This window comes from Haloechinothrix aidingensis, assembly GCF_013450155.1.
Classification (GTDB): Bacteria; Actinomycetota; Actinomycetes; order Mycobacteriales; family Pseudonocardiaceae; genus Haloechinothrix; species Haloechinothrix aidingensis.
In genome coordinates this window covers 85797-106506 of sequence record NZ_JACCKD010000004.1, presented here as the reverse complement: position 1 = coordinate 106506, position 20710 = coordinate 85797, and the positions used below count along the sequence as shown (strand labels likewise).

Genomic DNA, 20710 nt, shown 5'->3' with positions numbered 1-20710 from the left:
GCTCCGGTGCCACCGTGCGCGGATGCTGCGCCGTGCCGATACGCTCGCGTCCATGAGTGACACGCTTTTCGAGCGCATCATCAACCGCGAGGTCCCGGCCGACATCGTGCACGAGACCGATACCACGATCGCCTTCCGGGACATCAACCCGCGGGCGACGACGCACGTACTCGTGGTGCCCAAGACCCGCTACCGCAACGTCGCCGAGCTGGCCGCGGCCGACCCCGGGCTGCTGGCCGACGTGGTCAACACCGCCGCGAGGGTCGCCGAGCTGGAGGGTGTCGCCGACGCCGGCTACCGGCTGACGTTCAACACCGGCGAAGACGCCGGGCAGACCGTCTTCCATGTGCACGGGCACCTGCTCGGTGGTTCCCCGCTCGGCCCGGAGGCGCGCCCCCCGAAGTGAGCGCCGCCTCGCACCAGGGCCGGGGCAGGCCGGCGTGGCTGCGGACAGCTGCGGATTGCGGCTAGCATCGAAGTGTCAGTGGAAACAACCGACGAGCAGTGACGACTGCAGAAGGCAGGGCCGAAGGGCACGTGGCCGGTACCGCACACGACGGAGCCGAGGGCTCCGACTTCCGAGAGCAACCACCCCAGGACACCGCGTCGGGCTTGGCGACGACCGAGCCGGCCGAGTCACGGTTCCCGATTCCTTCGGCCGCCACCCTGACCCTGCTGGGCTCCGGGGACGAGAACCTCCTCGTGCTCGAGGAGCTGCTGTCCGCGGACGTGCACGTCCGCGGGAACGAGGTCACCCTGACCGGGCCGCGCGCCGACGTGACCTTCGCCGAGCAGGTCTTCTCCGAGCTGGTGTCGATGGCGACGAACGGCCAGCAGGTCGGTCCCGACGCTGTGCGGCGCACCGTGGGGATGCTGACGACCGGGACCGCCGAGTCACCGGCCGACGTGCTGGGGATGAACATCCTGTCCCGCAGGGGCAGGACGATCCGGCCGAAGACACTGAACCAGAAGAACTACGTCGAGGCGATCGCCGGCCACACCGTGGTCTTCGGTATCGGCCCTGCCGGCACCGGTAAGACCTACCTCGCGATGGCCAAGGCTGTGCAGTCCCTGCAGGCCAAGGAGGTCAACAGGATCATCCTGACGCGGCCTGCCGTCGAGGCGGGCGAGCGGCTGGGTTACCTGCCGGGAACGCTGTACGAGAAGATCGACCCGTACCTGCGGCCCCTCTACGACGCGCTGCACGACATGGTCGACCCCGAGACCATCCCGGCGCTGATCCAGGCAGGCACGATCGAGATCGCGCCGCTGGCATACATGCGCGGGCGCACGCTCAACGACGCGTTCATCATCCTCGACGAGGCGCAGAACACCACGCCGGAGCAGATGAAGATGTTCCTGACCCGGCTGGGGTTCGGCTCCCAGATCGTGGTGACCGGCGATATCACCCAGATCGACCTGCCAGGCGGCCAGCGCAGCGGGCTGCGCGTGGTCCGGGAGATCCTCGAAGGGGTCGACGACGTGCACTTCTCGAACTTGACCAGCGAGGATGTCGTGCGGCACCGGCTGGTCACCGATATCGTGGACGCCTACGAGAAGTGGCAGGCCGGCCACGACGGTGGCGGCACGCACGGGGGGCAGTGATGAGTATCGAGATCGTCAACGAGTCCGGTGTCGCCGTCGACGAGGAGTCGATCGTCTCCGTCGCCCGTTTCGCCCTGGACCGGATGGAGGTCAGCCCGCTGGCGGAGCTGTCGGTCCTGATGGTGACGCTGGAGTCGATGGAGGAGCTGCACCAGCAGTGGATGGACCTGCCGGGACCGACCGATGTCATGGCCTTCCCGATGGACGAGCTCGACGGCAGGCGGCCGGACGCGGCTGAGGCGAGCTCGGCGTTGCTCGGGGACATCGTGTTGTGCCCCGACTTCGCCGCGGGGCAGGCGAGCGAGGCGGGGCACCGGCTCGACGACGAGTTGCGGCTGCTCACCGTGCACGGGGTTCTGCACCTGCTCGGGTACGACCATGCCGAGCCGGAAGAGGAACGCGAGATGTTCGGCCTGCAACGCAGGATCCTGTCCGAGTTCACCGATGCCGCGATCGATGCGGAGCGGCGCAGCAGACGGCGCAACGCGGATGACAGGGTGCTCGGGGCCGTCGGACTGGACGAGCCTGCCCGGTCGGATGACGGGAACGGCGCGGATCGGCATCGAGGTAGTTGACGGGTCATGACGAACTCCACGGCGCTGGTCGTTCTGGCGGTCGTGTTGGTGCTCGCCGGCGGGGTGTTCGCCGCGGCCGACGCCGCGCTGAGCACCGTGTCCCGGGCACGCGTGCAGGATCTGGTGCGCGCGGGGCGTGGCGGGGCCCGCCATCTGGCCGTGCTCGTCGACGAGCGCAGGAGGCACATCAACCTTCTCCTGCTGCTGCGGCTGGGGTGCGAGCTGACCGCGACCGTGCTCGTGACGGTGGTGGCACTGCGCAGCATCGCCCCGGAGTGGCTCGCGGTGACGGGAGCGGCGGTGACCATGCTCGTGGTCAGCTACGTCCTTGTCGGGGTCGGCCCGCGCACACTCGGCAGGCAGCACCCGTACGGGGTCGGCGCGGCCCTTGCCGCCCCGGTACGGGTGCTCGGCCTGCTCCTCGGCCCGCTGAGCAGGCTGCTCATCGTGCTGGGTAACGCGATCACGCCCGGAAGGGGCTTCCGCGAAGGTCCGTTCACCAGCGAGGTCGAGGTCCGCGAGCTCGTCGACCTCGCCCAGCAGCGTGGCGTGGTCGGCACGGGGGAGCGCGAGATGATCCACTCCGTGTTCGACCTCGGTGACACGGTGGCGCGTGAGGTCATGGTCCCGCGCACCGAGATCGTGTGGATCGAGCGCGCGCGGACCGCGGACGAGGCCCTGGAACTGTCCCTGCGTACCGGCTACAGCAGGATTCCGGTGATCGACGGGAGCGTCGACAACATCATCGGGCTGGTGAACATCAAGGACCTGGCGAAGGCCGTGATGAACGGTGCGGGCGGCGCGCCGCCGCCGCTCGGGGAGTTGATGAACGAGGCGACCTTCGTTCCGGACTCGAAGCGGCTGGACAGCTTGCTCAAACAGATGCAGGTCTCGCGTAACCACATGGCCGTCGCTGTGGACGAGTACGGCGGAACGGCGGGGCTGCTCACCATCGAGGACATCCTGGAGGAGATCGTCGGGGAGATCACAGACGAGTCCGACACCGAGGACCGCCCGCCGATCGAGTACCTTGACGACGGGTCGGCTCGTGTCTCCGCGAGGCTCGGCGTGGACACGCTCGGCGAGCTGTACGGCCTCGACCTCACCGAGCACGACGTCGACACGGTCGTGGGCCTGCTCTCCCAGCGCCTGGGACGGGTCCCGCTGCCAGGGGCCGAGACGGAGATCGCGGGCCTGCGGTTGCGCGCGGAGGGTGGCAAGGACCGCCGCGGGCGCATGCGGATCAGGTCGGTCGTCGTGCGACCGGGCCCTGACATTCCCGACCGGTCACGGCACGACGGCACGCGCGAACCGGCAGCGGACGGGCGAGCCGACCGGACCGTGGACCACGCGTGATCACAGTAGACCGCGGTACCGGAACGGACGGCGGTCACGAACCCGGGTGTCCGGCCACCACGACACAGGAGTAGGCGACATGGCGCAGGTATCCGACAACGACCTCGACCCCGAGGACGCGAAGCTGGTGACGCTCGCGCGTTCGGCGCGGGCTCGTGTCCAGGCGGCGGAAGGGGCGGCTGTCCGTGACACGGACGGGCGTACCTACGCCGCGGCCGAGGTCTCGCTGCCGTCCTTCACCGCGACAGCGGCGCAGGTTGCCGTGGCGACGGCGATCTCGAGCGGGGCGGAAGGCCTGGAGGCGGCCGCGGTGGTGACCGCGGCCGACGAGCTGGCGGAGGCGTCGACGCGCGTGGTGCGCGATCTCTCCGGTGACGCGCCGATCCTGGTGGCGGAACCGTCCGGCGAGGTGCGCGAGGTGCTCGGGTGACCGGGCCGTCCGCCGAGCACCGGTCCGGGTTCGCCTGCTTCGTCGGGAGGCCGAACGCCGGAAAGTCCACCCTGACCAACGCGCTCGTGGGAAGCAAGGTCGCGATCACCTCGAGTAAGCCGCAGACGACGCGGCACGCCATCAGGGGGATCGTGCACCGCGAGGACGCGCAGCTGATCCTCGTGGACACGCCGGGGCTGCACCGGCCGCGGACACTGCTCGGCCAGCGGCTCAACGACGTCGTGCACACCACGTGGGCCGAGGTGGACGTGATCGGTTTCTGCGTTCCCGCGAACGAGAAGATCGGCCCGGGGGACCGGTTCATCGCCGATGAGCTGCGTGCTGTCGCGAGCCGTACGCCGGTGATCGGGGTCGTGACCAAGACCGACCTCGCCAAACCAGAGCAGATCGCCAAGCAACTCGTCGCGCTGGAGCAGTTGCTCGACTTCGCCGAGCTGGTCCCGATCTCCGCGCAGGACGGGTTCCAGCTCGGCGAGCTCGCCGACCTCCTCGTGCAGCGGTTGCCCGAAGGGCCGCAGCTCTACCCGGACGGTGAGCTGACCGAAGAGCCCGAGCAGGCGCTGGTCGCGGAGCTGATCAGGGAGGCGGCGCTGGAGGGGGTGCGCGATGAGCTGCCCCATTCGATCGCGGTGACCATCGACGAGATGCTGCCCCGGTCGGATCGGGACGACATCCTCGATGTCTACGCTGTCGTGCACGTCGAGCGCCCCAGCCAGAAGGGGATCATCCTGGGACACAAGGGCGAACGCCTGAAGGTGGTCGGCAGGCAGGCCCGGCAGCAGATCGAGGCGCTGCTCGGCAGCAAGATCTACCTTGACCTGCACGTCAAGGTCACCCGGGACTGGCAGCGCGACGCCAAGCAGCTACGCAGGCTGGGCTTCTGACGCGGCAGGCCGCGCCGGGCGAGGAGCCCGGAGTGGCACGGGTACGGTCTCCCGGTTAACCTGGCTCGTGGTTTACCCGACCGGTCGGCGCTGGGGAGCTTCTGCGAGGATCCGGAATCGGTCCGGAATCGGTCGGGTTACAGCGCTCGGGCGCCGAGCAGCCGGTACACCGCGCCGGATTCCCGCGAACGACGACGCGATCTTGAGGGGACTTTCCGTGAGTACACCGTACCCGCCGCAACCCGGCCAGCAGCCGCCCCAGGAACAGCCCGGCGGCCAGCCCTACGGTTACGAGCAGGGACAGCCGGCCGGCCAGCAGTACGGTCCACCGTCCGGCGGGGTTCCCGCGCCGGGGCAACCGATGCCGGGGCAGCCGGGTTCCGGTGGGTTCCCGGCACCGGGGCAGCAGGCTCCTGGCCAGCCCATGCCGGGTCAGCCCATGCCCGGCCAGCAGGCTCCTGGTCAGCCCGGCCAGCAGCCCGGCGGGTTCCCGCCGCACGGGCAGGCGCCTGCCGGCGCGTTCGGCGGGCAGGCACAGGCGCCGTACGGACCGCCGCAGCAGGGCCCCTACGGCGGCCAGCCCGCGCCGATGGGCCAGCAGCCGCCGGGGTTCGGTGATCCGTACGGCCAGCCTTACGCGCAGCAGGGGGGCTACGGGCAGCCTCCGTACGGCGCGGCCCCGCCCGGCATGCCGCCGGGCGCTCCGGGGGAGTACACCCATCTGGCGACCGGTGTGCCGGTCAAGCTGGCTTCCCTGGGGAATCGCTTCCTCGCCCGCCTCCTGGACGGGCTGATCATCGGTGTGCCGATGACGATCGTGATGATGATCATCGTGTTCGCCATGGCGCCGAGTGCCGACGAGATCGCCAGGGGCGAGACCAGCGGGTTCGGTTTCGCGGGATTCATGCTGCTGATGCCGGTACTCATGGCGATCGCCTACGTGATCTACGAGACACTGATGATCGGGCCTCGCGGGCAGACCCTCGGCAAGCAGGTCGTCGGCGTCAAGGTCGTGCTGGCCACCACGGGGCAGGTGCCGGGGGCAGGCAAGGCCGCGGGACGCAGCGGCGTGATGTTCGGCCCCTACGCCATCCCGTTCATCGGCGGGATGTACCTCCTGCTGTGCTACCTGTCCCCCCTGTTCGACAGCGCCCGCCGGCAGGGATGGCACGACAAGGCCGCGCAGACCATCGCGATCGCCACCAAGTGAGCCTGCCGTCGCGACCCCGATGATGTCCGGGCCGGGGCCGGTGGATGGACGTGACATCATCGAGGGGTGGCTGGCCTGTATCGCGACACCGGTGTGGTGCTGCGGGTACACAAGCTGGGTGAGGCCGACCGGATCATCACCCTGCTGACCAAGAAGCACGGCAAGGTCCGTGCCGTTGCCAAGGGTGTACGCCGCACCACCTCGCGGTTCGGCGCGCGCCTCGAGCCGTTCGGTCACGTCGATGTCCAGTTCTACCCGGGACGCACCCTGGATGTGATCACCCAGGTGCAGACCGTCGACACCGTCGCGGCCGGGTTGATCAGCGACTACCAGCGCTACACGACGGCCAGCGCCATCACCGAGACCGCCGACCGCCTGGTGTCCGAGGAAGGCGAACCCGTCCTGCGCCTGTACCTGCTCGTGCTCGGCGCGCTGCGGGCGCTGGCAGGCGGGGAACGGGACGCGTCTCTGGTGCTCGATGCCTTCCTGCTGCGCGCGATGGCGTTCGCCGGGTGGGCGCCCGCGCTCACCGAGTGCGCTCGCTGCGGCGAACCCGGTACCCATCCCGCGTTCAGCGTCCAGGCGGGCGGGATGATGTGCGGGCGGTGCCGGACAGCCGGAGCGGTGCACCCTTCCCCGGAGACCCTGGCGCTGCTCGTCGCCCTGCTGCACGGCGACTGGGAGGTGGCCGAAGCGTCCGGCCAGGGGGCGCGCCGGGACGCCAACGGCATCGTCGCGGCGCACCTGCAGTGGCACATGGAACGGCAGCTTCGCTCGCTGCCCCTAGTCGAACGTCGTGGCCGGGACTCCGACGGGCAGACACGTCCCGGGACCGTGCCGGCCACCGAGTAGGTTGGGGTGGCGCGGTACGTGTCAGCGACATCAGCGGAGGTGGATGTGCGGCGCAAGCAGGGGAGCGCGGCGCGCCCGGTGGGCGACGTGCGGGAGCCCGAGCCTCACCCGTCCGGAGCACGGCCCCCGGAGATCCCCGCCGAGCTGGTGCCCAACCACGTGGCGCTGGTGATGGACGGCAACGGTCGGTGGGCCAACGAGCGCGGCCTGTCCCGTATCGAGGGGCACAAGCGTGGCGAGTCGGTGATGATCGACGTCGCCGCTGGCGCGGTCGAGCTCGGCGTCAAATGGCTGTCGGTGTATGCCTTCTCCACGGAGAACTGGAAGCGCAGTCCCGAGGAGGTGCGCTTCCTGATGGGGTTCAACAGGGATACCATCCGCCGCCAGGTCGACTACCTCGACTCCATCGGCGTGCGGATCCGCTGGGCGGGCCGCAGCCCGAAGCTGTGGCGCAGCGTGATCAAGGAACTGCGCGCGGCCGAGGACAAGACAGCGGCCAACGACCGGCTGAACATGACGATGTGCGTCAACTACGGCGGCCGAGCCGAGATCGCCGACGCCGTCCGGCGGATCGCCACGGCCGCCGCGAACGGCGAGATCAACCCGGCCAGGGTCACCGAGCGCACGATCGCCAGGTACCTGTATCAACCCGAGATGCCGGATGTCGACCTGTTCCTCCGCCCTTCGGGGGAGCGGCGGACATCGAACTTCCTGCTCTGGGAGTCCGCCTACGCCGAGTTCGTTTTCCAGGACACCTTGTTCCCGGACTTCGATCGCCGGCACCTGTGGGAGGCCTGCCTCGAGTTCGCCAAGCGCGACAGGCGGTTCGGATCGGCACGGGACGACGTGCAGCCAGATGCACGGGGAAAGGAGTCATGACGACCGCATGAGTACCGAGGCCGCGGATACCGCATCGTTACTGGCCAGCGCGCGTGCGGCGCTGGAACGCTACATGGAGGTGCACGTCGACGACGACGGTGCGCTCACGTTCTCGCATGCCGACGTGCCCTGTGCCGTCCAGGCTATCCGGCTGGCGGACGGGCTGACCGTGCTGAGCCTGACGTGTGTCGTCGCGTGGGACCTTCCGGACGACCCCGCACTCGCGGCCGCGGCCGCCGAACGGGCGGGCCAGGGGCTGTTCGGCACGCTCGGTGTGGTGCACACCGAGACCGGGGTCGACTTGACGCTGCGCTACGCGTTCCCCGCAGAGGGGATGGATCCGTCTCCGCTCGGGACGTTGCTGATGCTCGTGGTCTCCACGGCGTCCCAGCTGCGTACGGACTTCCTCGAGCAGTCACCGGAGGCGTCCGAGCAGGGTTGAGGGCCCCTGCCGCGCCGCATGCCGGCCCGCTGCACCGGGATGGCAAGCGGGCGGGTTGTCTCAGGACACCGCGCAGCCGGAGCAGGTGCCGACGAGCTCGATGGTGTGGTTGATGTCGGAGAACCCGTTCTGCGCGGCCACCGAGTTCGCCCAGCGCTCGACCGTGGGCCCTTCGATCTCGACGGTGTAGCCGCACGCGCGGCACACGAGGTGGTGGTGATGATGGTCCGAGCAGCGCCGGTACAGCGCCTCTCCCGCCCCGGTGCGTAGCACGTCGATCACACCGGCCTCGGACAGCGACTGCAACGTCCGGTACACCGTCGTCAGCCCGATCCCCTCGCCCCGCCTGCGCAGCTCGTCGTGCAGCTCCTGCGCGGAACGGAAGTCGTCGATCTCACTGAGCAGCTCGACGACGGCCGTGCGCTGCCGGGTGGAGCGACGACCAGGTACCGGGGTCGACTGCTGAACCGACTGTGCCATCGCCGCTGGTCCTCCTCGTGCCTGGTTTCGATTCCCGGACCGGCGTCACCGCGCGCTGCGCGGCAGGACTCACCGATCCTCCGTCTCACTGACGTGGGCGACGGCGTCGACCACGATATGTGCGAGGTGATCGTCAGCCAGCCGGTAGACGACCTCGCGGCCACGGCGTTCGCCGTGTACCACGCGGGCCGACTTGAGCACCCGCAAGTGTTGGCTGATCAGCGGTTGGGTCACCCCGAGCGCTTCGACGAGCTCGTGTACACACCGCTCACCGAACCGAAGCTGCAGTACGATCGCGATCCGGACCGGGGCGGCGAGCGCACGGAGCAGCTCGCCCGCATCCGTCAGGGTACTCATGGGATGCACCGGCGCGGGTGTCGGCGCGGACCGGGAACGGGAATGTTGCGGGGGATCTACGTCACCGTTCCGTGCGTCGTCGACCAGTTGCGGCATTACTTCATCGTAGTATTTCACCGGATCGTTCGCCGTAGCTCACGCTGCGTCACCATAGGATCCGCCCGTCAGGGTTGTGAGCACGCGCGCTAAGCTGGGCGTTTCCGGTCGCCGTTGGTGACTGTGATGCGCGATACCTACCGAGACCCTTGGAACACGACACAAGTTCGGAGACTCCTCGAGTGCCCACCGATCGCATTGAGACCGTCGTCAACCTGTGCAAGCGCCGTGGCTTCGTGTTTCCCTGCGGCGAGATCTACGGCGGGACCCGTTCCGCCTGGGATTACGGGCCGCTGGGCGTCGAGCTCAAGGACAACATCAAGCGGCAGTGGTGGAAGTCCATGGTGCAGGGACGCGAGGATGTCGTCGGCATCGATTCCTCGGTGATCCTGCCGCGCCAGGTCTGGGCTGCCTCCGGTCACGTCGACGCGTTCGTCGACCCCCTCGTGGAGTGCCTGTCCTGCCACCGCCGCTGGCGTTCCGACCAGATCGCGGAGGAGTACGGCGGACGTACCGGCAAGGACGTCGCCACGGTCGACGGCGAGCCCGACCTGTCGGACGTGCCGTGCCCGAACTGCGGGGTGCGCGGCTCTTACACCGAACCCCGCGAGTTCAGCGGCCTGCTCAAGACCTACCTCGGTCCGGTGGAGTCGGAGGAGGGGCTGCACTACTTGCGGCCGGAGACGGCCCAGGGCATCTTCGTCAACTTCTCCAACGTGGTGACCACGGCGCGGCGCAAGCCCCCGTTCGGTATCGGGCAGATCGGCAAGTCCTTCCGTAACGAGGTCACGCCGGGCAACTTCATCTTCCGCACGCGCGAGTTCGAGCAGATGGAGATGGAGTTCTTCGTCGAGCCGGGCGACGACGAGGGCTGGCACCAGTACTGGATCGACGAGCGCACCCGCTGGTACACCGAACTCGGTATCACCAAGGACAACCTGCGGCACTACGAGCACCCGAAAGAGAAGCTGTCGCACTACGCCAAGCGCACCGTCGACATCGAGTACCGGTTCGGGTTCAGCTCCGGTCAGGAATGGGGCGAGCTCGAGGGCATCGCCAACCGCACCGACTTCGACCTCACCACGCACTCCACCCACTCCGGGGTCGACCTGTCGTACTTCGACCAGACCACCGGTGAGCGGTACCGCCCGTTCGTGGTGGAGCCCGCAGCCGGTGTGGGGCGGCCGATGATGGCGTTCCTGCTCGATGCCTACACCGAGGAAGAGGTCCCCAACGCCAAGGGCGGCGTGGACCGGCGCGCGGTCCTCAAGATCGACCGGCGGCTCGCGCCGGTGAAGGTAGCGGTGTTGCCGCTGTCCCGTAACTCCGACCTCACGCCCAAGGCACGCGATATCGCCACAACCCTGCGCAGCCACTGGAACGTGGAGTTCGACGACGCGGCGTCGGTCGGCAAGCGGTACCGCAGGCAGGACGAGATCGGCACCCCGTTCTGCGTCACCGTGGACTTCGACTCGCTGGACGATCACGCGGTCACCGTGCGCGAGCGCGACGACATGACGCAGGAGCGCGTGGCCATCGACCAGCTCGAGTCCTACCTGGCCGCGCGGCTGATCGGCTGTTGACCCGGCGCAGAGTGTGGCGCGGAGGAAGTGGGCGAGCGTGAACGTACGGGTGTTCGGCCGGTGACCGGCGGGAGCAGCATGTTTCGCTGGGTGCTGCGCGCGCTCACCGGCCTGGTGCTGATCGCGGTGCTCGTCACAGCGGGGACGGGCTTCCGGGTCTGGTACGTCGCACGGGACGACGACCGCACCAGGGCCGACGCCATCGTGGTGCTCGGTGCCGCGCAGTACAACGGGACACCCTCGTCGGTGTTCCGGGCGCGCCTCGGGCATGCCAAGGACCTGTACGACGAGGGCGCCGCGCCGCTGCTGGTGACCACCGGAGGTAGCAGGTCGGGGGATGCCTACACGGAGGCGGATGCCGGCGCGCGATGGCTCCGTGAACAGGGCGTTCCCCACTCGGCGACGCTCGCCGTCGCCGAGGGCGTGGACACCTACGGCAGTCTCGAGGCCGCGGCTGACGAGATGCAGGACCGTGGCCTGGAGTCCGTGGTCGTCGTCAGTGACCCGTGGCATTCGCTGCGTGCCAGGACGATGGCCCGCGATCTGGGCCTGGATGCCTGGACCTCGCCGACGCACTCCGGTCCGGTGGTGCAGACCAGGCGAACGCAGCTGCGCTATATCGTCCGGGAGACCGGTGCACTGCTGTATTACCGCATCTCCGCGGAACCCGCTGACCGGCTGGGTGGCACCGGCCTGGGCTGATCAGCGTGCTCCCGCCGGTCGGCGAGCGGTGTGTGCGTGCCCGGTTACGGTGCGCGGCCGCGGCCGGAGAAGGAGACCGCTGTCGTCTGCTTGCCCTAAGCTGTCGGGTGATGAGCGAGTTCTACGGTGCGCACGACCGTGCCCGCCTGATGGCCGAGCCGCCGAAGGGCGCGCTGACCGCGACGAGCCGTGACGAGCGCGAGCCGTTCGTCCGCGACCGCGCACGCGTGCTCCATTCCGCGGCGCTGCGCAGGCTCGCCGGTAAGACCCAGGTCGTCGGCCCGGGTGAGGGTGCCGAGGTCAGCGGTGTTCCCCGGACCAGGTTGACGCACTCCCTCGAGGTGGCCCAGATCGGGCGCGGCATCGCCGAGGACCTCGGTGCCGATCCGGACGTCGTCGACACGGCCGGGCTGGCTCACGACATCGGCCACCCGCCGTTCGGGCACAACGGGGAGCGCGCGCTCGACGAGGCCGGGCAGGCGTGCGGCGGCTACGAGGGCAACGCGCAGACGCTGCGCATCCTGACCAGGCTGGAACCGAAGGTGCTCGATGCGGAGGAGGGCTCGTACGGGTTGAACCTCACCCGCGCGTGCCTGGACGCCGCCACCAAGTACCCGTGGCCGTCCGCGCCGGGGACGCGGAAGTTCGGGGTCTATCCCGATGACATGCCGGTGTTCCGGTGGCTGCGGGACGGCGCGCCGGACCGGCGTGCCTGTATCGAGGCGCAGATCATGGACTGGGCCGACGACGTCGCGTACTCGGTGCACGATGTGGAGGACGGCGTGCTGTCCGGCAGGTTGACGCTGCGCATGCTCACCGACACGACCGAACGGGCGGCGCTGGCCGAGATCGCGGCCAAGCACTTCTCCGAGCTGTCCGTTGCCGCGCTGGAAGCCGCAGCCGTGGACCTGCTCGAGCTGCCCACGGTGCGCTCGGTCGTGGAGACCGCCTACGACGGTAGCCTTGGCATGCAGGTCGCGCTGAAACGGCTGACCAGTGAGCTCGTCGGCCGGTTCGCCTCCGCGGCCGTCGCGAGTACGCGGGCGGTGTACGGTGACGGCCCCCTGGTGCGCTATACCGCCTCGCTACACGTGCCCGACCAGGTCGCCGCGGAGGTGGCGCTGTTGAAGGCGCTGGCGCTGCGGTCGGTGATGAGCGACGCGCGGCGGCTGGCCGTGCAGGAGGGGCAGCGCCAGATGCTGGCCGAGCTCGTCGACGTGCTGTCCCGGCGCGCTCCCGGCGCGCTCGACCGCGCGTTCCTGCCTGCCTGGGAGGCCGCTTCGGGGGACGGGGAGCGACTGCGGGTGGTGATCGATCAGGTGGCTTCGTTGACCGATGCGCAAGCCACGGCGTGGCATGCCTGGCACACTGGGCGGCATGGCTGACCGAGGGCCTGGCTACCGGGACCACCTGACCTTCGCGCTCGACCTGCACCACCGCCTCGCCCCGGGTGGCGACTCCTGCTTCTCTCCCTACTCGGTCGCCAGCGCGCTGGGTATGGCCTACCGGGCCGCGCGGGGGACCACCGCCGAGGAGCTGCGCGCGCTGCTGTCGGTGACCGAGCCCGATATCGCCAAGCATGTCGAGCTGCTGCGGGACGCGGCCACGTTGCGTGTGGCGGACTCGGGCGAGGAACCGGCCCTCGTGGTGTGCAACGCGCTGTGGATCTGGGACGGGCTGGACTTCAACGCGGACTTCCGGACCGACCTGGCGGCGTGGCCCGGTGCGAAGCTGGAGACGGCGCCGTTCGTGACCGACCCCGAAGGGGCGCGTCGCACGATCAACTCCGACGTGGCGCGCCTCACGCGCGACCTGATCCGGGAGCTGATCCCGGCGGGAGCCGTGGACGAGTCCACTGTGGCGAGCCTGATCAACTCGCTCTACCTCAAGGCGGCGTGGCGGCACCCGTTCGCCGAGCGCGACACCGGCGACGCCGAGTTCCACGCGCCCGCCGGTACGCACCGGGTGCCGATGATGCACCAGGTGGAGCGGCTGCCGTACGCGCGTGCCGGCCAGTGGCAGTCGGTGACGCTCCCCGCCTCCGGGGGTGTGGAGGCTGTGGTGCTGCTGCCCGACGCGCGTCTCGATACCACCGAGCCGAGCCTGGACGGTGACCTGCTGGAGGAGCTGCTCACCCGGCGCGCGAAGCGGCGGGTGGCGCTGAGCATGCCGAAGCTCACCGTCAGGCTGAACGCCTCGCTGGTCGAGGCGCTGCGGGACCTGGGGGTGCGCGAGCTGTTCACCAAGTCCGCCGACCTCACGGGGCTGTCCGACGATCCTCGCCTTACGGTCTCGGACGTGCTGCACGAGTCCGTGCTCGAGCTGGACGAGCAGGGACTCGAAGGTGCCGCCGCCACGGCGGTGATGATGCGGCTCACCTCGATGGAGACGGACAAACCCGTGGAGTTCCGTGCCGACCGGCCGTTCCTGCTGCTGATCCGGCACGCTGACACCGGTGCGGTGTACTTCCTCGCCCGCGTGACCGATCCGTCCTGAGTGTCCGGTAATCTCTCCCGCCCGTACGGCCGGAGGAGGGGCACGCATGGTGGGCGGTCAGCAGCAGGGTGCGGCTACAGGGATCGGCCGGGACGTACCGGCACCGGCCACGGACAGGCCTGCCGCCGAGGCAGGCTACTCGCGGATGTACATGGATGTATTCCGCCGCGGGATGCGTGGGATGTGCACCCTGAGCGTCATCGCTGTGGTCAGCAGTGCGCTTCTGGTTCTCGCCGTCCCGGCCCCGCGCTGGCTGGTCGTGTTCTCGACACTGGTCGCGCTGCTGCTCGTCGTATCGACCGGCGTGGCGTTCGTGCGCTGGACGCCGATGCTGTCCTCGGTCAGCGCGATGATGGACTCCCGACCCTGGCGCCCGGTTACGGTGTACCGGATATTTCGCGGTCGGCGCACGTATCTCGTGGAGCTCACCGACGTCGATGGCAGTCGAGGGCTGTACCGCGTGTATCACAACCTGCGTCCGTGGTTCGACGTCGCCGGTCGTACCGGAGTGTTGTGGATGGTCGGCCCCGACTCGAAGGGGCGCGCCGGGTTGCGGCTGGCCGGGATACACGTGCCCTTGCTGGCTCGGAAGCGACGGCGGGCTCGCCGCGGCGACAGCCAGATGCGCGTGTCGCGGCCGGCGCTCGACCCGGCCCGCACGGCAGCGGACGATCCGGTCGTCGCGGGGTACATGCGGTGGGCGCGGTCGCAAGCATGGTGGAACCTGGTGGTCACCGTGCTCTCCATGGCTGTTGCGACGACCTACATGGCAGGGTTGGTGACCGCGACCGAGGCGGGAGTGTGGTTGCGGACCGAGGCCGGGATCGCCCCGTCGGGCCCGGCGATGATGCTCGCCGCGGTGCTCGTGGTCGCAGTCGCGAGCGTGGGCTTCTGGTTGCGCAACGTCCGCGACATCCTGATGATGCCTCGCCTGCTCAGGCGCGGTTCATGGACGCGGCTTCCGGCGGGGCTGGCGCGGCCGTACCGGCCGAACCGGCAGGGGTTCGCCGTCCTCGAGCTGGCAGTTGGCCTGCCGGACGGCTCGATCCGGTACGTCGTCGTCCGCAACGCTCGGCCCGAGCTCGCCGAGTATGTCGACGCCACAGGGGAGTTGTGGCTCGCGGGTCTTCCGCACGGTTCCGGGCCTACTGCCTGCGGAGTGCCCGGCTACGCGATCCTGGAGGTGGCGCGCCCGTCCCCGGCGCCGCGCTGAAGCTGTCACATCCGTGCGCGCTGTCCCGTCGTGAAGGTGACCGACCGACTCGACGAGAAGGAGGCCACGATGGCACGGATTCCCGCTGTGCCCCCGCAGGAGGCGGGGCTGCTGCGCAGGCTCGCGTACCGGTTCGCGCGCAGGCGGTACGGCGCGGTCCCCGAACCGTTCGCGGTTACGGCCCACCACGGTGGACTGTTCACGGCGGGCGCGGTGCACGAGTTGCTCGTGGACAAGGTCAGCCGCGCCGTGCCGGTCAGCGCACGCGAGCTCGCCGTGTACCGGGCCGCGGTGCGGCTCGGCTGCTCGTGGTGCGTCGATTTCGGGACCATGCTGCAACGCATGGACGGCCTGGATATCGAGCGCCTGCAGCAGATCGACGACTACGCGACCTCCCCGCGCTTCAGCCGCACGGAGCGGCTGGCCATCGCCTACGCCGACGCCATGACCGAGACCCCGGTCGCCGTCACCGACGAGCAGGTCGCCGAGCTCGAAGCGGAGTTCGGGCGCAGGGGAGTGGTGGAGCTGACCTACCACATCGCCCTGGAGAACATGCGTGCGCGCAACAACGCGGCACTGGGCATCCCGGCGCAGGGCTTCACCTCCGGCGAGGCGTGCCGCCTGCCGCCGCCCGGCTCGTGAGGCGCCGCCGCAGCAGACGTCACGACGCGGGCGGAACGGCACCGAGCTTGTCGGGGTTCGCCTGGTCGTAGATCGCCGCGATGCGACCGTCCCGTAGCGCCATCACCTGCAGGTGGGCGTCGAGCCTGCGGTATCCGGCGGAACCGGGATGGGGCGGGACGTACAGTCCCAGATCGCCGTTGACCAGCAGGAACGTTGCCGCGGTCAGCGCATCGTCCGGGTGCAGCCTGCGCAGGCCGAGCAGGAACCGGGAGATCTTGTCCGGGCCGGTGATGACCTGCCTGGCCGTCCTGGCCTTGCCGTCGGCGTCGCCGATGAGGACCACGTCGGGGTGCAGTAGCTCGGTGATCGTGGCGATGTCGCCGGAGAGGATCGCGGCGAGGAAACGCTCCAGTACCTGCCGCTGTTCCTCGAGCGAGGAGCGCGGTGGCGGGTCGGCATCCGCGAGCGCCTTGCGGCCGCGGGAGGCGTGCTGCCGGGCGCTTGCCGGTGAGCACTCCAGGATGGCGGCGATCTCGTCGAACGGCAGCGACAGCGCGTCGTGGAGGACGAAGGCGACACGTTGCTCGGGGGTGAGCGTGTCGAGGATGACCATGGCCGCGAGCCGGAGGTCCTCGCGCTGGACGATCTCGTCGACGGGGTCGGTGCGTTTCGGCGCGTCGAGCTGGGTGACCAGCGGCTCCGGGAGCCACTGGCCGACGTAGTGCTCGCGGCGGGCATGCGCGGAGCGGAGGCGGTCGAGGCAGATCCGTCCGACCACGGTGGCCAGCCAGGCCGTGAGATCGCGGATCTCGTTCCGGCTGTCCTCGTCCAGCCCGGCGAGCCGTAGCCACGCTTCCTGCACGGCGTCCTCGGCATCGGACCGGATGCCGGTCAGGCGGTACGCGGTCGCCAGCAACGTGCCACGCAGGGCGGAGAACTCCGCGGCGAGCGCGTCGAGATCGTTCCCGGAAGGCGTCACCCCGCCAGTCTGCCTGATGTGGTGAATGCCGCTTTCAGTCCCACGGACGGACCTGAAAGCGGCATTCACCACGCACGCGGTCCGCGAAGGGGGCGCACTACACTCGGGGGCGTGGCGGGACTGATCCGGGAAAGCGACATCGCGGAGGTCCGTGAGCGCAATCGGATCGACGACGTCATCGGCGAGTACATCGCGTTGCGCCGGGCCGGGGGCGGTGCGCTGAAGGGCTTGTGCCCCTTCCACGACGAGAAGTCGCCCTCCCTGAACGTGCGCCCTTCGCACGGGACGTTCCACTGCTTCGGTTGCGGCGAGGGCGGAGACGTCATCGCCTTCATCACCAAGATCGAACACCTGGGGTTCGTGGAGTCGGTGGAGCGGCTGGCGGACCGGGCAGGCATCCAGCTGACCTACACCGGCGGGGGAACGACGGTGCAGCGCGACCGGGGGACACGCACCCGGCTCGTCGAGGCCCACCGGGCGGCGCAGGAGTTCTATGCCGAGCAGCTGATGACCCCGGAGGCCCAACCCGCACGGGAGTTCCTGAAGGAGCGCGGTTTCGACCGCGAGGCCGCCCAGACGTTCGGCTGCGGGTACGCGCCGGCGGGTTGGGACCAGCTCACCAGGCATCTACTGGGCAAGGGCTTCGAGGTCGACGAGCTGTACAAGGCGCAGCTGGCGAAGGAGAGCAGGCACGGCAAACCCCTTGACCGGTTCCGCAGGAGGTTGCTGTGGCCGATCAAGGAGCTCAGCGGTGACGTCGTCGGGTTCGGTGCCCGGCGGATCTTCGACGACGACCCGATCGAGGCCAAGTACCTCAACACCAGCGAGAGCCCGATCTACAAGAAGTCGCAGGTGCTGTTCGGGCTCGACCTGGCCAAGCGCGAGATCGCCAAACGTCACCAGGTCGTGGTGGTCGAGGGCTACACGGACGTGATGGCGATGCACGCCGCGGGCGTGCCGACCGCCGTCGCGTCCTCCGGGACGTCCTTCGGCAGCGATCACATGGCGGTCCTGCGCAGGTTGATGATGGACGACGACGCGTTCCGGGGCGAGGTGATCTTCACCTTCGACGCGGACGAGGCGGGGCAGAAGGCGGCGCTGAAGGCGTTCGAGGGGGACCAGACGTTCGCCGCGCAGACCTACATCGCGGTGGCCCCGGAGGCGATGGACCCGTGCGAGCTGCGACTGGCCAAGGGCGACGCCGCGGTTCGCGACCTCGTGGCCCGGCGGGTTCCGCTGTTCGAGTTCGCCATCCGCAGCATGCTGCGCTCCTACGACCTGGATTCGGTGGACGGCCAGGTGGCCGCGCTGCAGCGCACCGTTCCACTGGTCGCGCAGATCAAGGATGCCGCCAAGCGGGACGGCTACGCGGTCAAGCTCGCGTTCTGGACCGGATGGCACGACGAGTCCATGGTGGTGCGCCGGGTGCGGGAGACCGCGCAAGGAGGCGGTAACGGTACCCGTAAGGCACGGCAACGTTCGGCGGGCTCGGGGCAGCACAACGACGCCGACGCCGAGTCAGACATGCCGCGCCCGGATCCCCGGGACCCGCGCCTGCGCGCGCAGCGGGAGGTCCTCAAGGCGGCGTTGCAGGAGCCCGCGCTGGCCGGGCCCTCCTACGATGCTCTGTCCGAGGATGCGTTCACGCATCCGGCCTATGTCGCGGTGCATCGCGCGGTGCTCGCGGCGGGGGGTGCGGCCAGCGGCCTCACCGGCCCCGCACTGCTGGACGCCGCGTTGCAGCACGCGCCGGAGGGGACCGCCAGGCGGGTACTCTCCGAACTCGCCGTCGAGCCGCTGCACGCCAAGGACGAGGTGGACGCCGACTACGTGGCCACCGAGCTGGCTGTGGTGCAGTCCGCGCTCGTGGGGCGGCAGATCTCCGAGGTGAAATCGAAACTGCAGCGGGTGTCTCCCACGGAGGAGGTCGAGGAGTACCGGGCCCTGTTCGGTGACCTCATCGCCCTGGAGCAGTACCGTAAGGCGCTGCGTGAGCAGGCTGTCGGGGGGATGTCGTGATCGGGTGGCTGCACCGCCTCCTTGGCGACCGGTTGCCGGCGGGGTTCACCGGAACGCTCGCCCCGGACGAGCACGTACTGGCGTCGGGCGAGTCCGACCAGGGACCCGTCGTGGCGACCTCGCAGGCTGTGTGGCTGCCCGGCAGCGACGGGTCGCGGCGCGTGGAGTGGCACGTCGTCGCCAAGGCCACCTGGGCGGAACCGGTGCTGACGGTCGTGGAGGCCGAGGAGATCGCCCGGCCCGGCGGTGCCGTGCTGCTCAGTGACCGGCAACCGGTACGGGTCCGGCTGGACCGTCCCGGGAAGCTGCCGAGGGTGGTCCGCGAGCGGGTCGATGCCTCCATCCGGTCCCGCTACTACAAGGAGCTGCCCGGCGGTGGCGCGTGGTTCGTCCAGCGCAAGGTGCCGGGCACCGGTGGGGTCGTGTTGCAGGCCCTTGCAGAGCCGGGAACCGACCGGGATGCCGTCGCCGGTATCGCGCGGGAAGCGGCCGAACGGCTGTCCGGGGAGCAGGCCTAGCAGTACGATCGTACTGGGAGGCGATATGTGGGATCCGGCGACCTACCTCGACTACGCATCGTTGCGGGCCCGCCCGTTTCACGACCTGCTCGCCCGCGTGGCCGCGCGTGAGCCCCGGCGCGTGGTCGACCTGGGGTGCGGGCCGGGCACCCTGACCGGCCTACTCGGCAGGCGATGGCCGCACGCGGTGGTGGAGGCGATCGACTCCGCCCCGGAGATGGTTACCGCGGCCCGGGAACGCGGGATCGACGCCCGGGTGGGCGACGTGTCCGCGTGGCGACCGAGCAGCGACATCGACGTTGTCGTGTGCAACGCCGTCCTGCAGTGGGTGCCCCGGCACGATCGCCTGCTCGAGGAGTGGATGGCGGCGCTGCCGCCGGGGGCGTGGCTCGCCGTGCAGGTGCCGGCCAACTTCGACGCGCCGTCCCACCGGATCGTCCGGGAGCTCGCCGAGCAGCCGCGATGGGCGGGGGACCTGGCGGGGGTGCTGCGTGGGGAGGACGCGGTGCACGGCCCGGAGGGCTACGCCACGCTACTGGCCGACGCGGGCTGTGAGGTCGACGCGTGGTCGACGACATACCTGCAGCGCCTCGAGGGTGCCGACCCGGTTCTCGACTGGATCACCGGGACGGCGTTGCGCCCGGTCAGGGCCGTGCTGGACGACGCCCGGTGGGAGTCGTTCCGCGCCGAACTGGCGCCGCGCCTGCGGGAGGCCTACCCGCAGCGGCCGGACGGCACCACCTGGTTCCCGTTCCGTCGTGTCTTCGTCGTAGCGCAGCAGGTATGACGCGCGTCATGCCTGCTGGTCGCGGTACCGCTGCGCCGACAGCGGGATCCGCTCGCCGAGCTTCTCCCCGACCTTGGCCCGAGCCACTCCGGCCGCGCCCTGCACGGCGGGGTGGTCGGCGACCCGGCGGTAGGCACGCACGAACTGCTCGTAGCGGTCGCGCCCTGCCCGGCTGCCGAGCACATATCCTATGGCCATTCCCAGCAGGAACTTCGTCATGGCATCACGGCTCCTCGTCGTTGACTTGGTGAACACCCATTGTTCACCATCACCGCGAACCGAGGGTGCCCACACGGCCACGTGAGCGATGCGCTAGAGTGTTACGCGGTTGCCGACGAGATCGATCGGCGCGGGACCATTCCCCCGTAGCTCAATGGCAGAGCATTCGGCTGTTAACCGAAGGGTTACTGGTTCGAGTCCAGTCGGGGGAGCAGGTGCCCAGGTGACAAGCCTGGGCATTCTTACGTTCCGGGGGTCGGCAGGGCCGAGGGGCGATCCGGTGTCGCGGAACGTCACTGGCACCTCGCCTTCCCGAGCATGTCTTCCAGAACGTCCGCGTTGGCCCGATTGGCGACCCGCGTCTTGCGATAGTGCTTCTCCGC

23 protein-coding genes and 1 tRNA gene are annotated in these 20710 nt (G+C 69.8%); 20 read left to right on the top strand and 4 right to left on the bottom strand.

Annotated features, from left to right (window positions below; genetic code table 11):
* The first annotated feature begins 52 nt into the window (after positions 1-52).
* From H0B56_RS11855 to H0B56_RS11810, 10 genes are all read left to right on the top strand, one after another.
* The gene (locus H0B56_RS11855) at positions 53-406 is read left to right on the top strand and encodes a histidine triad nucleotide-binding protein (RefSeq protein WP_180893074.1); all 354 of its coding nucleotides are present in this window, start codon (positions 53-55) and stop codon (positions 404-406) included.
* 131 nt (positions 407-537) lie between these two features.
* Entirely contained in the window at positions 538-1605 is a 1068-nt protein-coding gene (locus H0B56_RS11850) for a PhoH family protein (protein ID WP_180893529.1), read from the top strand.
* Entirely contained in the window at positions 1605-2180 is a 576-nt protein-coding gene (ybeY, locus tag H0B56_RS11845; RefSeq protein WP_180893073.1) for an rRNA maturation RNase YbeY, read from the top strand. The genes H0B56_RS11850 and ybeY overlap by 1 nt, the downstream gene beginning before the upstream one ends.
* 6 nt (positions 2181-2186) lie before the next feature.
* Positions 2187-3536 (top strand): hemolysin family protein, encoded by a 1350-nt coding sequence (locus H0B56_RS11840; protein WP_180893072.1) that lies wholly within the window; start codon positions 2187-2189, stop codon positions 3534-3536.
* Between the two features lie 79 nt (positions 3537-3615).
* Positions 3616-3966, top strand: a complete 351-nt coding sequence (locus tag H0B56_RS11835) for a cytidine deaminase (RefSeq protein WP_180893071.1) — start codon at positions 3616-3618, stop codon at positions 3964-3966.
* Positions 3963-4871 carry a GTPase Era gene (gene era / locus H0B56_RS11830; RefSeq protein ID WP_180893070.1) on the top strand — a complete coding sequence of 303 codons (909 nt, stop codon included), beginning with the start codon at positions 3963-3965 and terminating at the stop codon, positions 4869-4871. Before H0B56_RS11835 ends, era begins: the two co-directional genes overlap by 4 nt.
* Positions 4872-5088: 217 nt before the next feature.
* Complete coding sequence (locus H0B56_RS23470) at positions 5089-6081, top strand: RDD family protein (protein WP_180893069.1); 993 nt, start codon at positions 5089-5091, stop codon at positions 6079-6081.
* Positions 6082-6147: 66 nt separating this feature from the next.
* Positions 6148-6933, top strand: coding sequence for a DNA repair protein RecO (gene recO / locus H0B56_RS11820; protein ID WP_180893068.1), 786 nt, complete (start codon positions 6148-6150; stop codon positions 6931-6933).
* A 45-nt stretch (positions 6934-6978) separates the two neighbouring features.
* Positions 6979-7812 carry an isoprenyl transferase gene (locus tag H0B56_RS11815; RefSeq protein ID WP_180893528.1) on the top strand — a complete coding sequence of 278 codons (834 nt, stop codon included), beginning with the start codon at positions 6979-6981 and terminating at the stop codon, positions 7810-7812.
* Between the two features lie 7 nt (positions 7813-7819).
* Positions 7820-8254 carry a YbjN domain-containing protein gene (locus tag H0B56_RS11810; protein ID WP_180893067.1) on the top strand — a complete coding sequence of 145 codons (435 nt, stop codon included), beginning with the start codon at positions 7820-7822 and terminating at the stop codon, positions 8252-8254.
* Between the two features lie 60 nt (positions 8255-8314).
* Here the strand turns inward: H0B56_RS11810 and H0B56_RS11805 are convergent, their stop codons facing one another.
* Both H0B56_RS11805 and H0B56_RS11800 read right to left on the bottom strand, forming a co-directional pair.
* Positions 8315-8734 (bottom strand): Fur family transcriptional regulator, encoded by a 420-nt coding sequence (locus H0B56_RS11805; RefSeq protein WP_180893066.1) that lies wholly within the window; start codon positions 8732-8734, stop codon positions 8315-8317.
* Positions 8735-8803: 69 nt separating this feature from the next.
* Entirely contained in the window at positions 8804-9187 is a 384-nt protein-coding gene (locus tag H0B56_RS11800; RefSeq protein ID WP_180893065.1) for an ArsR/SmtB family transcription factor, read from the bottom strand.
* Between the two features lie 182 nt (positions 9188-9369).
* Between H0B56_RS11800 and H0B56_RS11795 the strand changes: the two genes are divergently transcribed.
* From H0B56_RS11795 to H0B56_RS11770, 6 genes are all read left to right on the top strand, one after another.
* Positions 9370-10770, top strand: a complete 1401-nt coding sequence (locus tag H0B56_RS11795) for a glycine--tRNA ligase (protein ID WP_180893064.1) — start codon at positions 9370-9372, stop codon at positions 10768-10770.
* A gap of 78 nt (positions 10771-10848) precedes the next feature.
* Positions 10849-11472, top strand: a complete 624-nt coding sequence (locus H0B56_RS11790) for a YdcF family protein (protein ID WP_180893063.1) — start codon at positions 10849-10851, stop codon at positions 11470-11472.
* A 110-nt stretch (positions 11473-11582) separates the two neighbouring features.
* Positions 11583-12857, top strand: coding sequence for a deoxyguanosinetriphosphate triphosphohydrolase (locus H0B56_RS11785; protein WP_180893062.1), 1275 nt, complete (start codon positions 11583-11585; stop codon positions 12855-12857).
* Positions 12850-13968 (top strand): serpin family protein, encoded by a 1119-nt coding sequence (locus H0B56_RS11780; protein WP_180893061.1) that lies wholly within the window; start codon positions 12850-12852, stop codon positions 13966-13968. The genes H0B56_RS11785 and H0B56_RS11780 overlap by 8 nt, the downstream gene beginning before the upstream one ends.
* A gap of 46 nt (positions 13969-14014) precedes the next feature.
* Positions 14015-15181, top strand: a complete 1167-nt coding sequence (locus tag H0B56_RS11775; protein WP_180893060.1) for a hypothetical protein — start codon at positions 14015-14017, stop codon at positions 15179-15181.
* 69 nt (positions 15182-15250) lie between these two features.
* On the top strand, positions 15251-15823 hold the full coding sequence (locus H0B56_RS11770) for a carboxymuconolactone decarboxylase family protein (RefSeq protein WP_180893527.1): 573 nt from the start codon (positions 15251-15253) through the stop codon (positions 15821-15823).
* A gap of 19 nt (positions 15824-15842) precedes the next feature.
* On the opposite strand, the gene H0B56_RS11765 is transcribed toward H0B56_RS11770, so the two are convergent.
* Positions 15843-16784 (bottom strand): RNA polymerase sigma factor SigJ, encoded by a 942-nt coding sequence (locus H0B56_RS11765; RefSeq protein ID WP_180893059.1) that lies wholly within the window; start codon positions 16782-16784, stop codon positions 15843-15845.
* Between the two features lie 111 nt (positions 16785-16895).
* On the opposite strand from H0B56_RS11765, the gene dnaG reads away from it, so the two are divergent.
* The 3 genes from dnaG to H0B56_RS11750 are packed head-to-tail and all read left to right on the top strand — an operon-like array spanning position 16896 to position 20108.
* Positions 16896-18803 carry a DNA primase gene (gene dnaG, locus H0B56_RS11760; RefSeq protein WP_180893058.1) on the top strand — a complete coding sequence of 636 codons (1908 nt, stop codon included), beginning with the start codon at positions 16896-16898 and terminating at the stop codon, positions 18801-18803.
* On the top strand, positions 18800-19321 hold the full coding sequence (locus H0B56_RS11755) for a hypothetical protein (RefSeq protein ID WP_343063865.1): 522 nt from the start codon (positions 18800-18802) through the stop codon (positions 19319-19321). Before dnaG ends, H0B56_RS11755 begins: the two co-directional genes overlap by 4 nt.
* A gap of 25 nt (positions 19322-19346) precedes the next feature.
* Positions 19347-20108, top strand: a complete 762-nt coding sequence (locus H0B56_RS11750; protein ID WP_180893057.1) for a trans-aconitate 2-methyltransferase — start codon at positions 19347-19349, stop codon at positions 20106-20108.
* Between the two features lie 6 nt (positions 20109-20114).
* On the opposite strand, the gene H0B56_RS11745 is transcribed toward H0B56_RS11750, so the two are convergent.
* A complete protein-coding gene (locus H0B56_RS11745) occupies positions 20115-20327 on the bottom strand; it encodes a hypothetical protein (protein ID WP_180893056.1) in 213 nt (70 codons plus the stop codon).
* Between the two features lie 140 nt (positions 20328-20467).
* On the opposite strand from H0B56_RS11745, the gene H0B56_RS11740 reads away from it, so the two are divergent.
* Positions 20468-20539: transfer RNA gene (locus H0B56_RS11740), tRNA-Asn, on the top strand.
* The last annotated feature ends 171 nt before the right edge of the window (positions 20540-20710 follow it).

What these genes read in the sequence shown, in the direction of transcription:
- H0B56_RS11775 (WP_180893060.1), top strand. Translation starts at nt 14,015, where the DNA reads ATGGTGGGCGGTCAGCAGCAGGGTGCGGCTACAGGGATCGGCCGGGAC.
- H0B56_RS11780 (WP_180893061.1), top strand. Translation starts at nt 12,850, where the DNA reads ATGGCTGACCGAGGGCCTGGCTACCGGGACCACCTGACCTTCGCGCTC.
- H0B56_RS11800 (WP_180893065.1), bottom strand. Translation starts at nt 9,187, where the DNA reads ATGCCGCAACTGGTCGACGACGCACGGAACGGTGACGTAGATCCCCCG.
- ybeY (WP_180893073.1), top strand. Translation starts at nt 1,605, where the DNA reads ATGAGTATCGAGATCGTCAACGAGTCCGGTGTCGCCGTCGACGAGGAG.
- H0B56_RS11835 (WP_180893071.1), top strand. Translation starts at nt 3,616, where the DNA reads ATGGCGCAGGTATCCGACAACGACCTCGACCCCGAGGACGCGAAGCTG.
- H0B56_RS11785 (WP_180893062.1), top strand. Translation starts at nt 11,583, where the DNA reads ATGAGCGAGTTCTACGGTGCGCACGACCGTGCCCGCCTGATGGCCGAG.
- H0B56_RS11840 (WP_180893072.1), top strand. Translation starts at nt 2,187, where the DNA reads ATGACGAACTCCACGGCGCTGGTCGTTCTGGCGGTCGTGTTGGTGCTC.
- H0B56_RS11770 (WP_180893527.1), top strand. Translation starts at nt 15,251, where the DNA reads ATGGCACGGATTCCCGCTGTGCCCCCGCAGGAGGCGGGGCTGCTGCGC.
- H0B56_RS11745 (WP_180893056.1), bottom strand. Translation starts at nt 20,327, where the DNA reads ATGACGAAGTTCCTGCTGGGAATGGCCATAGGATATGTGCTCGGCAGC.
- H0B56_RS11805 (WP_180893066.1), bottom strand. Translation starts at nt 8,734, where the DNA reads ATGGCACAGTCGGTTCAGCAGTCGACCCCGGTACCTGGTCGTCGCTCC.
- H0B56_RS11750 (WP_180893057.1), top strand. Translation starts at nt 19,347, where the DNA reads ATGTGGGATCCGGCGACCTACCTCGACTACGCATCGTTGCGGGCCCGC.
- H0B56_RS11855 (WP_180893074.1), top strand. Translation starts at nt 53, where the DNA reads ATGAGTGACACGCTTTTCGAGCGCATCATCAACCGCGAGGTCCCGGCC.
- H0B56_RS11790 (WP_180893063.1), top strand. Translation starts at nt 10,849, where the DNA reads ATGTTTCGCTGGGTGCTGCGCGCGCTCACCGGCCTGGTGCTGATCGCG.
- H0B56_RS11810 (WP_180893067.1), top strand. Translation starts at nt 7,820, where the DNA reads ATGAGTACCGAGGCCGCGGATACCGCATCGTTACTGGCCAGCGCGCGT.